Consider the following 13,538-nt stretch of genomic DNA (forward strand, 5'->3'; position numbering starts at 1 on the left):
GCCAGCCCCCAGGGATGGGACGGGTAGGGGCGGCGGGGGCGAAAGAACGTCGGCTCAGTCCAAGTAGCCGCGGAGTTGGTCGGCGAAGGCGTGGTCCCTGAGTTTGTTCAGGGTTTTGGACTCGATCTGGCGGATGCGTTCGCGGGTGACGCCGAAGATGCGGCCTATTTCCTCCAGGGTGCGGGGCCGGCCGTCCGCAAGGCCGTAGCGGAGCTGGACGACCTTCCGCTCGCGCTCACCGAGCGTGGAGAGGACCGCCTCCAGGTGCTCACGCAGCAGCAGAAACGCCGCGGATTCGACGGGCGACGTCGCGTCGCCGTCCTCGATCAGGTCGCCGAGCGCCACGTCGTCCTCCTCGCCCACCGGCGCATGGAGCGACACCGGCTCCTGAGCCAGGCGCAGGACCTCGCTGACGCGCTCACTGGGGAGGTCGAGCTGCGCGGCAACCTCCTCCGGCGTCGGCTCGTAGCCGCGCTCCTGAAGCATCCGGCGCTGCACCCGCACCACCCGGTTGATCAACTCGACGACATGGACGGGGACTCGGATGGTCCGGGCCTGGTCGGCGAGGGCGCGGGACATGGCCTGGCGGATCCACCAGGTGGCGTACGTCGAGAACTTGTAGCCGCGGGCGTAGTCGAACTTCTCCACCGCCCTGATCAGGCCGAGGTTTCCCTCCTGGACCAGGTCGAGCATGGTCAGGCCGCGGCCCACATAGCGCTTCGCGACGGAGACGACGAGCCGCAGGTTCGCCTCGATGAGCCGGCGCTTGGCCATGCGGCCCATGACGACCAGCTTGTCCAGGTCGAGGGCGAGCTGGCTGTCCAGGTCGGTGGCGAGGCGGAGCTTCTCCTCGGCGAAGAGACCGGCCTCGACACGGCGGGCGAGCTCGACCTCCTCGGCCGCGGTGAGCAGGGGGATGCGGCCGATCTCCCGCAGGTACTGGCGGAACAGGTCCGAGGAGGGGCCACCGGTGTCGTTGGTGCGGCCTCGGGGCAGTTCGACGGGCTCGGGGGCCTCGGCCTCGGTTTCCACTTCGACTTCGACTTCGGCGACTTCGACTTCGGCGACTTCGGCCTCGGCGACTTCGGCCTCGGCCTCGGCTACCTCCACGGCGCCGGTGGACGGTTCGCCCAGCTCGGGCGAGCCCTCCGGCTCCGTCTCGGGGTGGTGCGCGGCACGGCTCTGCGGGGGTACCGCCGTGACGACGTCGGTATCCGCGTCCGTATCCGTGGTGTTGTCGGTCTGGGCGAGGGTCTGGGTCTGCACGGGGGCGACCTCCAGGAATGTCGCTGCTGAGGCGTGCGGCAGCGGTACGTCGGGGATGGGGTCGACGGCCTCGCCGCTGTCCATCCCGTAGTCGTTTAGCGGAACCGCGGGGATCGGGAACCCGTCGCGTGCGGGTCGGCCGCGCTCCGAGGACTCAGGCACCGGAACCCAGTGTGGAGTACGACACATCGCCGCCACGAGGGGCGTGCGGTGACTTTTTGCGTCCGGTCCGTGACCGCGCGGTTACCGTGCCGTACGGGTGCCCAGCTCACGCGGTGCAAAACAGGTCGAAGGGCGTACGGGATTGGCATGTGCGCCCGGGGCACTACCCCCGGTTCGCTCCCTCAGAGCGCTTCCGCGCCCCGCTCCCGCAGCGCCTGCTCGTACTGCTGGAGCACCCACAGCTCGTTCTGCACGGCTGCCAGCTGTGCCGGGTCGCCGTGGGCGCTCTGCCGGGCCAGGGAGCCCTGGACGTCCCGGATACGGCGGTCGACGGCGCGGCGGCGGACCATGACGAGCTGGTCGCCCGCGTAGTTCTCGTCGACGGTCTTGCGCAGGATCGCTTCGACGGCCAGCTCCGTGACCATCGCGCGGACCACGTCGTCGGGGGCGGCCTCGCGGACCCGCACCAGATATTCCTGGGGGTCCTGGACGCCGTACTCCGCGCCGCCCGCGTCCATGATCGCCTGGCGTACGGCCGTGTACGGCGGGGCGGTGAACTCGTCCATCCCGTACGCGTCGAACGCCGGGGAGACCAATTCCGGCCGCTGGAGAGCGAGTTTGAGCAGCTCACGCTCGGTGGCGAACACGGGGTTGCGCAGGGTGAGCGCCGGGCCGCCGGTGGGTGCCTGGCCCGCGGAGTACGTCTGCTGGGGGCGCTGCCCGGCCGGTGCCGGGCCCTTGCCGCCGCGGTCGCGGGCCCAACGGGCCAGCTGGGCGACCCGCTTGACCACGAACTGGGTGTCGAGGATGCCGAGCATGCCCGCGAGCTGCACGGCGACCTCGTGCTGCGCGCCGCTGTTCTTGATGCGGGCGACGATGGGTGCGGCCTCGTCGAGCGCGGCGGCGCGCCCGGCCGGGGTCTCCAGGTCGTAGCGCAGCACGATCTGGCGCAGCGCGAACTCGAAGAGCGGGGTGCGGGGTTCGACCAGGTCGGCGACCGCCTCGTCGCCCTTGGCGAGGCGCAGCTCGCAGGGGTCCATGCCGTCGGGGGCGATGGCGATGTACGTCTCGGCGGCGAACTTCTGGTCGTCCTCGAAGGCGCGCAGGGCGGCCTTCTGGCCGGCCGCGTCGCCGTCGAAGGTGAAGATCACGCGGGCCGAGCCGTTGTCCATCAGCAGCCGGCGGAGGATCTTGATGTGGTCGCCACCGAACGCCGTACCGCAGGTCGCGATCGCGGTGGTGATTCCGGCGAGGTGGCAGGCCATGACATCGGTGTAGCCCTCGACCACGACCGCGCGGCTGGCCTTGGCGATGTCCTTCTTGGCGAGGTCGATGCCGTACAGGACCTGGGACTTCTTGTAGATCGCCGTGTCTGGCGTGTTCAGGTACTTGGGCCCGTTGTCCGACTCGTACAGCTTCCTCGCCCCGAAGCCGACGACCTCGCCGCCGATGTCCCGGATCGGCCACATCAGGCGGCCGCGGAAGCGGTCGATGGGGCCGCGGCGGCCCTCCTGGGAGAGGCCGGAGAGGAGCAGCTCCTTGTCGGTGAAGCCCTTGCCGCGCAGATAGCGGGTGAGGTGGTCCCAGCCCTGGGGGCTGTAGCCGACGCCGAAGTGGGCGGCCGCCGACTGGTCGAAGCCGCGCTCCGCCAGGAACTTACGGCCCGTGTCGGCCTCGGGGCTGGTGTCGAGCTGCTCGGTGTAGAACTGCGCGGCCGCCTTGTGCGCCTCGACGAGGCGGATGCGCTCGCCTCGCTGGTGGGAGGGGTTGTACCCGCCCTCCTCGTAGCGCAGCGTGATGCCTGCCTGGGCGGCGAGGCGCTCGACCGACTCGGAGAAGGTGAGGTGGTCGACCTTCATCACGAACGTGATGGTGTCGCCGCCCTCCTGGCAGCCGAAGCAGTGGAAGAGTCCCTTGCTCGGGCTGACCTGGAAGGACGGTGACTTCTCGTCGTGGAACGGGCAGAGGCCCTTGAGGTTGCCGCCGCCCGCGTTGCGCAGCTGAAGGTACTCGGACACCACGGCGTCGATCGGGACCGCGTCCCGAACCGCCTTCACGTCCTCGTCGTTGATCCTTCCAGCCACGCGTGAATTCTACGGTGGTGGTGTGACAGTCGAGCGCCGCCGTCCGTCATGGGATCAGGCTGTCCAGCGGGACATGCGGGTCGGCGAGCGCCTCCGTGTCCACCTGGGCCCGGGATCGGATCAGCTGCTGGATCGGCTCCGTGACGTCCCACACATTCACGTTCATCCCGGCCAGCACCCTCCCCTCCTTGAGCCAGAAGGCGATGAACTCTCGCTTGCCGACGTCTCCACGGGCCACCACCTGGTCGTACGACCCCGGGGGCGCCCAGCCCGAGTACTCCAGCCCGATGTCGTACTGGTCGGAGAAGAAATAGGGCACGCGGTCGTACGTCAGCTCGCGGCCCAGCATCGCTCGGGCGGCCGCCGGTCCGCCGTTGAGCGCGTTGGCCCAGTGTTCGACGCGCAGCCGGGTGCCGAAGAGCGTGTGGTGGAAGGCGGCGACGTCGCCGGCCGCGTAGATGTCGGGGTCGGAGGTGCGCAGCCGCTCGTCGACCGCGATGCCGCCGCCGTGCGCGCGCTCGGCGAGGGTGAGCCCCGCGGCCTCGGCGAGCCCGGTGCGCGGGGCAGCGCCGATGGCCGCCAGGACGTCGTTGGCGGGGTGCTCCTCGCCGTCGTCCGTACGTGCGGCGAGCACCATGCCGTCCTGGCCGACGATCTCGGTGAGCCGGCGGCCGAAGTGGAAGCGGACGCCGTGCTCGCGGTGCAGCTCGGCGAAGAGCTGGCCGAGCTCGGGGCCGAGGACCGCGTGCAGCGGTGTCGGCTCCGGCTCGATGACGGTGACCTCGGCGCCGTACTCACGTGCGGCGGCCGCGACCTCCAGGCCGATCCAGCCCGCGCCCGCGATCACGATGTGTCCGTTGTCACGGCCGAGGGCGGCGAGGACGCCCTTGAGCCGCTCGGCGTGGGCGAGGCGGCGCAGGTGGTGGACGCCCGCGAGATCCGTACCCGGGATGTCGAGGCGGCGCGGCTCCGCACCCGTCGCGATCAGCAGCTTGTCGTAGTGGACGAGGGTGCCGTCGTCGCCGAAGCGGACGGTTTTCGCGGCGCGGTCGATGGCGTCGACGGTCTGGCCGAGGTGCAGCTCGACGTCGTTCTGCGCGTACCACGCGGGTTCGTGGACGAAGACGCTGTCGCGCTCCTCCTTGCCGAGGAGATAGCCCTTGGACAGGGGCGGGCGCTCGTACGGGTGGTCGCGTTCGTCGCAGATCAGTATCACGCGGCCGGTGAAGCCCTCCGCTCGGAGTGTCTCGGCCGCCTTCGCGCCGGCCAGACCTCCTCCGACGATGACGAATGTCTGATCCGCGTCGACCACTTGATGCCTCCTCGTAAGGATGTCGCCACATGCGAGCCTCCCGCACGGAGCGTGATGCGGGAAGAGGGTGTGGCCCGATCAGGCCACGCAGGGTCACACTCTTCCGCCCCCATGGGAACGCGTGGTGAGCCTGAGGTGCAGGGAACGCGCCGAGGCATCGGTGAGCGAAGCGATCTGGTCGACGATCACACGCTTGCGGGCCCGGTCGTCGATCGCGATGTCGAACAGCGCCCGGAACTGCGGATCCAGTCCGTCGGGCGCGCGGACCGTGAGCGCCTCGGCCAGTTCGGCGACGACGATCCGCTGGTCCGCGCGGAGCCGCTCCTGCTCGGCGCGCTGCATGACATAGCGGTCGGCGACGGCCTTGAGAACGGCGCACTCATGGCGCGCGCTTTTCGGTACGACGAGCTCGGCGTTGTACCGCGTGAGCCGCCCGCTGCCGTACGTCGCGCGCGTGGCGCCCTCCGCGGCCAGGCAGAAGCGGCCGATGAGCTGGCTGGTGGCGTCCTTCAAACGGGCCTGCGCGACGGCCGATCCGTCGTACCCGTGCGGCCACCACTCCTGGTCCAGGAGCCGGTCCAGGGCCTCGGACAGCTCGGCGGGGTCGGTGTCCGCGGGCACGTACCGCCCGATGGCCACCGCGAAGATCTCCTGCCGCTCGGGCTCCGCGTGCAGGCAGTTGGGGTCGATGTGGCCCGCGTGCAGGCCGTCCTCGACGTCGTGCACCGAGTACGCCACGTCGTCCGACCAGTCCATGACCTGGGCCTCGAAGCAGGTGCGGGTGCCCGGGGCGCCCTTGCGGACCCAGTCGAAGACCGGCCGGTCGTCTTCGTAGACCCCGAATTTCGGCGACTTCGGGTCGGTGGGATGGGCGCCTCTCGGCCAGGGGTACTTGGTCGCGGCGTCGAGTGCGGCGCGGGTGAGGTTGAGGCCGACGCTGACGAGGTCGCCGCCCGCCGTGGCAGCGTCCGCGGTCACGGTCTCGGAGCGGACGAAGCGCTTGGGCTCGATCCTGGTGAGCAGCCGCAGCGACTGGGCGTTGCCCTCGAAACCCCCGCAGTCCTCCGCGAACTCGTTCAGCGCCTGCTCGCCGTTGTGTCCGAAGGGCGGATGCCCCAGGTCGTGCGAGAGGCAGGCCGCCTCGACCAGGTCGGGGTCGCAGCCGAGGGCGGCGCCGAGTTCGCGGCCGACCTGGGCGCACTCCAGGGAGTGGGTCAGTCGCGTACGGGGGCTGGCGTCCCAGACCTGGCTCCTGGTGCCGGGGGTGACGACCTGGGTCTTGCCCGCGAGGCGGCGCAGGGCGGAGGAGTGCAGGATGCGGGCGCGGTCGCGTTGGAAGGCGGTGCGGCCTGGGCGTTTGTCGGGCTCTGCGGCCCAGCGGTCGACTGACGTCGGGTCGTAATCGTCGGAGGGGGGTGCGGTGCCGTCCATGCTTCGACAGTAAGCGGCGCCAGTGACAATCGGGGGTTGCGGGGCGCCTGTGCGTCCGCCGGGTTCTGTTCGCCCTCCTGGGGCGATCCCGTTGCCCGGTGGTTCAGACCGAGGCCAGCTCCGGTTCCGTGGTGGCCGGAGTCGCCAGCGCCTGGTCGTAGCGGTGCAGGACCAGACGGGCCATCGCCGGGTGGTCGCCGAGCGGATCGGCGGCGATCCACGGGGCGGCGTCGGCGCACTGGGTGGCGAAGCGGCCGGGGGCGGTGAAGTACGAGGCGACGGCGATGCGGTGGCGGCCGCGGGCGGCGAGGGCGCGCAGGGCGGCGGGGACGGTGGGCGCGGCGGCGGAGGCGTACGCCGGGACGACGGGGACGCCGAGGCGTTCGGCGAGCAGCTGGGCGGTGCGGCGGGTGTCGACGGCCGCGTCGGGGTCGCGGGAACCGGCGGCGGCGAGCACGACGCCGCTAGCGCGGCGGGCGGAGTCGCTCATCCGGGTCCGCCATCCGGCCTCGACGAGCCGCGCGTACAGCGTCTCCACGAGCAGCGGGTGCGGGCCGAGCGGGGCGGCGACGCGGGTGCGTACGCGGGGTGCGGCGGCCGCCATCTCGGGGATGTCGCGCTTGACGTGGTAGCCGCGGCTGAGCAGCAGCGGTACGAGGACGGCGTCCGCCTTGCCGTCGAGGGAGGCGAGCGTGTCGGGCAGCAGCGGTTCGTTCAGCTCGATGTGGCCCAGGCGCACGGACAGGTGGGGGCGCAGCTCGCGGACCCGCTCGATCAGGGTGCGTACGGTTCTCAGCGTGCGCGGGTCGCGGCTGCCGTGCGCCACGAGGACGAGCGCGGGCGGCTCGGGGCGGCGCGTGCCGTTGAGCGAGACGAGGCTGAGCTGACTGCCGAGCTGGCTGGTGATCCGGTTCATGAGTTGCGCCGTACTGTCGAGGTGACCGTCTGGGTGGGCGCCACGCGGCGGCCGGCCGGCGGGGCGGAGCTGGGACTCGTCGGGAGGATGGTTCGACGCCGTCATGGACCGATCCTGGCGGCAGCAGGTTGCCGGGCCGTTGCGCGGGCATGACGGGTGTTTTCCAGGGGTTCACGATGGGATGCACTCGGTGTGTGAGCCTTCGTGACCTGCGATGACAGTTCGATGAGTGAAGCTGGTCACTCCATGGGGGCGAACCGGATCACCGTTCGAAGCGTCCTCCTTGGTCGAGGCCACCTGGGGAGGGGACCGTCCGATGCGCCATCTCGTTGAGCTGCCCAAGCCGCGCAGACCACGCCTGCCACGACTGCCACGCACCCGTACCGGACAGCGGCGGGCCGTGCAGGCGTTCATGCTGCTGTGCGTGCTGGCGCTGCTTCCGGCGACCTGGATGTACGTGGTGACGGGCGACCGGCTGCGGACCACCGCCGACGCGCCGCGCACCGAGGTCGCGGTGGTCTTCGGGGCCGGGCTGTGGGACGGCGAGCCCTCCCCGTACCTCGCGCACCGCCTCGACGCGGCCGCGAAGCTGTACCGGGCCGGGCGGATCGAGGTCGTCCTCGTCACCGGCGACAACAGCCGCAAGGACTACGACGAACCGGACGCGATGCGCGCGTATCTGACGAAGCGTGGGGTGCCGGACAAGCGGATCGTCAGCGACTACGCCGGGTTCGACACCTGGGACTCCTGCGTGCGCGCGAAGAAGATCTTCGGCGTCGACCGGGCCGTGCTGATCAGCCAGGGCTTCCACATCCGCCGCGCGGTCGCCCTGTGCCAGGCGGCGGGGGTCGACTCGTACGGCATCGGAGTCGACGCGAAGCACGACGTCACCTGGTACTACGGCGGCACCCGGGAGGTCTTCGCCGCCGGAAAGGCCGCCCTGGACGCTGTGTTCAAGCCGGATCCGCATTTCCTGGGGCCGAAGGAGCCGGGGGTCGCCCGGGCCCTGGCGTCGGCGGCCGGAAGGTGACGGCGCCCGCCGATCTGACCCCCGCGGAACGCCGCGTCTGGCAGGCCTTCCCGCGCGGTGAGGGAGTCGACTTCCGCGAGAGCCCCGACGAGGACCCCGCGGCCGGTGCGTCCTGGGGTCCGGAGCGGACCGTACGCGCCGAGGTGCTGCGGGCGCTGCTGGTCGGCGGGCCGACCAGCGACGGTGACATCGCCGGACTGAAGCTGACGGGCGCGCGCGTCAGCGGGCAGCTCAACCTCATGTACGGGACGGTCGAACACGCTGTGCGGCTGCGGTCCTGCCACTTCGAGCAGGCCCCGAATCTGTACGGGGCGCGGCTGCCCGCCCTGGTACTGAGCGACTCGGTGCTGCCGGGGCTCAGCGGGGGAAACCTGCGTGTCGACGGGGTACTGCGGCTCAGCTGCTGCCGTATCACCGGCCCGCTGCGGCTCCAGGGGGCGAAGACCTCCGGCGCCGTGTTCCTCAACGGGGCGCGGCTCGGCCCCCAGGCCGCACCGGACGCGCCGGGCACTCCGGACTCGCCGGGCAGCCCGGATCCCGAAGCGTCCGAGGAACCGGTTCTCCAGCTCAACCACGCGGAGATCGGCACCGACGTGTGGGCCGTCGGCCTCGTCGCCCGCGGCCAGGTCCGGCTGAACGGCGCCACGGTCGGCGGGCAGGTGAACCTCAACGACGCCGAACTGCACGCTCCGCCCGGCGACACCGCTCTGCACGCCGAGAACCTCTCGGTCGGCACCGACCTGCATGGCATGCGGCTGCGCGCCCGGGGCCGGGTCAATCTGAGCGGAGCGAGGATTCCCCGCCAGCTCAATCTCGCCTACGCCCGGCTGTCCAACCCCGAGGGACAGGCACTGCGCGCCAGCAGTTGCGTCATCGGCGAACTGTGGCTGCGCGACGCCGCCCCGATCAAGGGCACGGTTAATCTGCGCAGGTCCCAGCTGGACCTCCTGCACGTCCCTCCGGAGGTGTGGCCCGCGCGCGTCCGGATCGACGGCCTCAGCTATCGCACCCTCGCCCCACATCTGCCCGCCGCGCAGCGACTGCCGCTGTTGGAACGCGAGGAGGGCGGCTATCTTCCCTACGCCTACGAGCAGTTGACCGCCGCGTACCGCACCGCGGGCGACGACGGTGCCGCGCGCAGGGTCCAGCTGGCCAAGCTGCGCCGCCATCGCCGGACACTGCCGCGTTACGCCAGGTTATGGGGCCATCTGCAGGACGCGACCGTCGGCTACGGCTTCCGCCCGATGCGCGCCGCCGGCTGGCTGCTGTTGCTGCTGTGCACCGGCGCCGTCGCCTTCGCGCTGCACCATCCGCACGCCCTGAAGCCCGCCGAGGCGCCCGACTTCAACCCCGTCGTCTACACCCTCGATCTGCTGCTGCCCATCATCGACTTCGGGCAGGAAGGGGCGTTCGCGCCGCGCGGCGGGTACCAGTGGCTCTCCTATCTGCTGATCATCACCGGGTGGATCCTCGCGACGACGATCGCGGCGGGCGCCAGCCGCTCCCTGAGCCGCCAGTAGCTGGTGGCCGGGGACGGGAGGCCGCCCTCGTCCCCGGCCACCAGATCTCAGCGTCCCTTGAAGACAGGCGTCCGCTTCTCCAGGAACGCGCTCATCCCCTCCTTCTGGTCCTCCGTCGCGAACAGCCCGTGAAACACCCGGCGTTCGAAGAGGACGCCGTCGCCGAGCCCCGTCTCCAGGGCCCGGTCCACACACTCACGGGCGGCGGTGACCGCCGGGCGGCCGTACGAGGCGATGGCCGTGGCCGCCTCCAGTGCCTCGGGGAGGACACGGCCGTCGGGGACCACGCGGGACACCAGGCCCGCGCGTTCCGCCTCGTGCGCGTCCATCGTGCGGCCCGTGAGGATCAGGTCCATCGCCTTGGCCCGGCCCACCAGTCGGGTCAGCCGCTGGGTGCCGCCGATGCCGGGGATCACGCCGAGCCTGATCTCCGGCTGGCCGAAGGCGGCCGACTCGCCCGCGATGATCAGGTCGCACATCATCGCCAGCTCACAACCCCCGCCCAGCGCCAGGCCGTTGACGGCGGCGATCTTCGGAGTGCGGAAGGAGGCGAACTCCTCCCACCCGGCGAAGTAGTCCTCCGCCGCCATCTCGGACGCCGTCCTCCCCGCCATCTCCTTGATGTCGGCGCCCGCCGCGAAGGCCCGCTCGGATCCCGTGATCACGAAGCAGCCGACCTGGGGGTCCTTGTCCAACGGGCGCAGGATGTCCAGGAGTTCGGTGAGCAGTTCGGCGCTCAGTGCGTTGAGGACGTGCGGACGGTGGAGGCGTACGGTCACCACCCCGCCGTCCTGTTCGATCTTGAGGTTGTTCATCAACTCTCCTCTCCAGCAGTCGGGTTACGAGTCCCAGATCGCGCCGTACGCCGGAATCCCGCGCCGTTCCAGGCCGTGCACCACCTGCCAGGTGAGCTTCTTGTTGGAGATGCAGATGACGGCCTCGGCGTCGAAGTCGCGGTACGCGGCATACGCGAGGTGCACCATGTCGGGCTTGCCGTGCCGGGAGGTGTCCCAGACGAGGGCGTGCGGCTGGACGGCGAGGATCTCGTCGACGAGGGCGTCGCCGTAGGTCGTACGGGGATCGCGGGTCGCCCAGACCAGGCGCGAGGGGACCTCGGCGGCCAGCAGGTGCGGCAGGCAGGGGCCGATGCCGCTGCCGGTGGCGACGTAGACCACCCTCTTGAACAGGGTCTCGATGTTCGCGACCCCGGCCGTCGTGATGCCCTTCACCCATACCCGCGACGGCATGTCGTCGATGAACGAACCCGTCCAGTCCCCCGCGCGGGAGATGGTGAGCCGGAAGCCGGGGCGGCCGGGCGCCGGCACGTTCGCGAAGGAGTGCCATTCCTTGAGCGGGCTGCGGCTGATCGCCGTCGAGGAGCCCGCGAACGGGGTCACCCCGTGGTCGAAGCGGGCCAGCACCACATGCGGGGAGGGGCGTTCGATCCGTACGTCCACCTTGCGCAGCCGCAGCCAGGGCAGCGCCACGCTGAAGGTGACGACGGCCAGGACCGAGAAGGACACCGGGCCCGGGGCGGACAGCGAGGCATGGGCCCAGAACAGCGCCAGCGCCGTCCAGCCGCCAAAACGGTGGATCTTCTCGAAGTGGTCGTGGAAGCGGGAGCGGAAGGGCGGCAGCGCGGTGGCGATGATCAAGGCCAGCAGGGCCAGGAGGGCCCAACTGGTCGCCAGGGGTACGGTGTTCGCGCCGTTCCGTGTCGCCAGCACCGTCCCGGCCACGAACCACGCCGAACCCGCCAGCGCTCCCCCGACGTGCAGACCGCCGAAGTGGTACACCTTCCCCAGCGTCCAGCGCACCTTCAGCGGCCACGATGTCGGCGCCCAGGTGGCCAGCCGGAAGAGCAGGTTGATGACGTACTGCTGGCGGACGATCACGGCGAGTGCGAGGTTCGCGAGGGCCGCGTGGCCGAGGGTCCGGGGCGAGTGGGGCCAACTCGCGTACAGGTAGGCGAGGTTCGCCGCGACGACCAGTGCGGCCAGGCGGTTGTAGTGCATCAGGCGGGGGTGTTTGAGGAGGCGGCGGGGGGCGGACGTCAGCGGGGGCAGTGCGGGGGTCTCGTCGCCGCCCGGGAGCCGGACATTCGCGGAAGGCTGTGTCCTCGGCGGGGACGACGTCATCGCGCGACCACCTCGAACCGTTCCTCCGCCAGCCGCAGCAGCGCCGGCTTGTCGATCTTTCCGCGGTCGGTCTCGGGGAGGGTGGCGAGGGGCAGGACGTCGGAGGGGACGCAGTAGTACGGGAGGGCGTTCGCCACCGCGCGGCGGGCGGTCTCCGGGTCGACGTCCGCCGGGCAGACGAACGAGACGAGCGTGCGGGCGTCCCGTTTCAGGGTCACCGCGCGGGCGCAGCCCGCCACCGACTCCAGCACCGAGGAGACGGCGTCGAGTTCGACACGGAAGCCGCGGACCTTGACCTGGTCGTCGGTGCGGCCGAGGTGTTCGAGTTCGCCGTCGGGGGTCCAGCGGCCGAGGTCGCGGGTGCGGAACATCCGCCGGCCCCCGCCGAGGAAGGGGTCCGGCGCGTACCGCTCGGCGGTCAGGTCCGGGTTGCCCAGATAGCCCGCCGAGACGCAGTCGCCGCCCGCCCACATCTCGCCCGCCTCGCCGATGGGCACCGGCCGGCGGCGCCCGTCGAGGACGTACACCGTGTTGTTGGGGGTGGGGCGGCCGATGGTGAGCAGCGGATCCGCCGGGTCGTGGCGGCGCATCGTGTTCACGATCGTCGTCTCGGTCGGGCCGCAGGAGTTGTGGAAGGCGGTGCGCCGCGCCCAGAGGTCGGCGAGCGGGCGCGGGCAGGGCTCTCCCGCGACGGCGACCGCCCTTACGTGCGGGCAGTGCGCCGGGTCGATGCCGGACAGGACGGTCGGCGTGGCGATGAGGACGTCCGCCGTACGGGCCGTCGCCGCGATGTCCTTGCCGCGGATGACCAGCGTGCCGCCGTGCGTGAGGCAGCCGAGGATCTCCCAGGCCGCCATGTCGAAGGCGATGTTGAGGAGTTGGGCCACGCGTTCGCCGGGGCGGACACCGAGCGCGCCCGGCTCGGTGAGCAGGATGTTCGCGACGTTGCGGTGGGTGACCTTGACGCCGTTGGGCCGGCCGGTGGTGCCGGAGGTGAACAGGACGTAGCAGCCGTCGTCCGGGCGGACGGCCGCCACGGAGAACGGGCGGCCCCGCTCCGGCTCGTACGGCGCCGGCTCGTCGAGCGCGATCAGCAGGCCGCCCGGCGGTAAGGGAACGCGGTGCGCGTGCTCCGCGAGGGTGAGCACCACGCGCGTCGCCGCGCCGCGGACGACATGTCTCAGCTGGGCCGCCGGGGTCAGCCCGATGTCCTGCGGGACGTAGGCAGCGCCCGCCTTCAGCGTGCCGAGGAGTCCGACGAGCATCGGGATCGAACGGCGTACGAAGAGGCCGACGTGGTCGCCGGGGCGTACGCCCTCGCGGACGAGGCGGGCGGCGAGCGCGTCCGCGTAGCGGTTCAGCTCGCCGTACGTGATCGTGGCGCCCTGGTGTTCGGCGGCGACGGCGTGGGGGGTGGCCGCGGCCTGTCGTTCGACGGCGCGGTGGATGAGCGGGTCGGGGACGGCGACGGCCGGCCCTCGGCCGAATCGCCAGAAGAGGGCCTGGTCGTGGGGGGTGAGATCGCGCAGAGGCATGGTTCGGGAGACCTCCTGGCTGTTTCGAATGACGGATGCCTGCTCCGGGGTCAGCGGCGGCACGCCCGGTATGTCGAACGCCGTGCGGGGTCTTGCGGGGCCCGACTGTAGTCCCGGAGCTCAAACTCTCAACAAGGCGTAGTC

Annotated in this window: 10 protein-coding genes; 2 read left to right on the forward strand and 8 right to left on the reverse strand. The window is 71.4% G+C overall.

Annotation, left to right across the window (positions count from 1 at the left end):
* Window positions 1-54: 54 nt before the first annotated feature.
* The 5 genes from AB5J50_RS16960 to AB5J50_RS16980 form a co-directional block, all read right to left on the reverse strand.
* Window positions 55-1,428 carry an RNA polymerase sigma factor gene (locus AB5J50_RS16960; RefSeq protein ID WP_369258936.1) on the reverse strand — a complete coding sequence of 458 codons (1,374 nt, stop codon included), beginning with the start codon at window positions 1,426-1,428 and terminating at the stop codon, window positions 55-57.
* Between the two features lie 182 nt (window positions 1,429-1,610).
* Window positions 1,611-3,512 carry a DNA primase gene (gene dnaG, locus AB5J50_RS16965; RefSeq protein WP_327428528.1) on the reverse strand — a complete coding sequence of 634 codons (1,902 nt, stop codon included), beginning with the start codon at window positions 3,510-3,512 and terminating at the stop codon, window positions 1,611-1,613.
* A gap of 46 nt (window positions 3,513-3,558) precedes the next feature.
* The gene (locus AB5J50_RS16970) at window positions 3,559-4,824 is read right to left on the reverse strand and encodes an NAD(P)/FAD-dependent oxidoreductase (RefSeq protein WP_369258938.1); all 1,266 of its coding nucleotides are present in this window, start codon (window positions 4,822-4,824) and stop codon (window positions 3,559-3,561) included.
* Between the two features lie 93 nt (window positions 4,825-4,917).
* Window positions 4,918-6,255: a deoxyguanosinetriphosphate triphosphohydrolase gene (locus AB5J50_RS16975; RefSeq protein ID WP_369258940.1), complete on the reverse strand. Its 1,338-nt coding sequence runs from the start codon at window positions 6,253-6,255 to the stop codon at window positions 4,918-4,920.
* A gap of 103 nt (window positions 6,256-6,358) precedes the next feature.
* Window positions 6,359-7,276: a sirohydrochlorin chelatase gene (locus AB5J50_RS16980; protein WP_369258942.1), complete on the reverse strand. Its 918-nt coding sequence runs from the start codon at window positions 7,274-7,276 to the stop codon at window positions 6,359-6,361.
* Window positions 7,277-7,487: 211 nt separating this feature from the next.
* On the opposite strand from AB5J50_RS16980, the gene AB5J50_RS16985 reads away from it, so the two are divergent.
* Together AB5J50_RS16985 and AB5J50_RS16990 are read left to right on the forward strand one after the other, a co-directional pair.
* Window positions 7,488-8,201 (forward strand): vancomycin high temperature exclusion protein, encoded by a 714-nt coding sequence (locus AB5J50_RS16985; RefSeq protein ID WP_369258943.1) that lies wholly within the window; start codon window positions 7,488-7,490, stop codon window positions 8,199-8,201.
* Window positions 8,198-9,721, forward strand: coding sequence for a membrane-associated oxidoreductase (locus AB5J50_RS16990; protein ID WP_369258945.1), 1,524 nt, complete (start codon window positions 8,198-8,200; stop codon window positions 9,719-9,721). The genes AB5J50_RS16985 and AB5J50_RS16990 overlap by 4 nt, the downstream gene beginning before the upstream one ends.
* Before the next feature lie 47 nt (window positions 9,722-9,768).
* Here the strand turns inward: AB5J50_RS16990 and AB5J50_RS16995 are convergent, their stop codons facing one another.
* Genes AB5J50_RS16995 through AB5J50_RS17005 form a run of 3 tightly spaced genes read right to left on the reverse strand, consistent with a single transcriptional unit; the run spans window position 9,769 to window position 13,394 of the window.
* Entirely contained in the window at window positions 9,769-10,536 is a 768-nt protein-coding gene (locus AB5J50_RS16995; protein WP_369258947.1) for an enoyl-CoA hydratase-related protein, read from the reverse strand.
* 24 nt (window positions 10,537-10,560) lie between these two features.
* Entirely contained in the window at window positions 10,561-11,859 is a 1,299-nt protein-coding gene (locus tag AB5J50_RS17000) for a hypothetical protein (RefSeq protein ID WP_369258949.1), read from the reverse strand.
* Complete coding sequence (locus tag AB5J50_RS17005; RefSeq protein ID WP_369258951.1) at window positions 11,856-13,394, reverse strand: amino acid adenylation domain-containing protein; 1,539 nt, start codon at window positions 13,392-13,394, stop codon at window positions 11,856-11,858. Before AB5J50_RS17005 ends, AB5J50_RS17000 begins: the two co-directional genes overlap by 4 nt.
* Window positions 13,395-13,538 lie beyond the last annotated feature (144 nt).

Source organism: Streptomyces sp. R35 (assembly GCF_041053035.1).
GTDB lineage: Bacteria > Actinomycetota > Actinomycetes > Streptomycetales > Streptomycetaceae > Streptomyces > Streptomyces lutosisoli.

Excerpts from the sequence above, each read along its gene's own strand:
- AB5J50_RS17000 (WP_369258949.1), bottom strand. The coding sequence starts at position 11,859 with ATGACGTCGTCCCCGCCGAGGACACAGCCTTCCGCGAATGTCCGGCTC.
- AB5J50_RS16995 (WP_369258947.1), bottom strand. The coding sequence starts at position 10,536 with ATGAACAACCTCAAGATCGAACAGGACGGCGGGGTGGTGACCGTACGC.
- AB5J50_RS16985 (WP_369258943.1), top strand. The coding sequence starts at position 7,488 with ATGCGCCATCTCGTTGAGCTGCCCAAGCCGCGCAGACCACGCCTGCCA.
- AB5J50_RS17005 (WP_369258951.1), bottom strand. The coding sequence starts at position 13,394 with ATGCCTCTGCGCGATCTCACCCCCCACGACCAGGCCCTCTTCTGGCGA.
- AB5J50_RS16980 (WP_369258942.1), bottom strand. The coding sequence starts at position 7,276 with ATGACGGCGTCGAACCATCCTCCCGACGAGTCCCAGCTCCGCCCCGCC.
- AB5J50_RS16975 (WP_369258940.1), bottom strand. The coding sequence starts at position 6,255 with ATGGACGGCACCGCACCCCCCTCCGACGATTACGACCCGACGTCAGTC.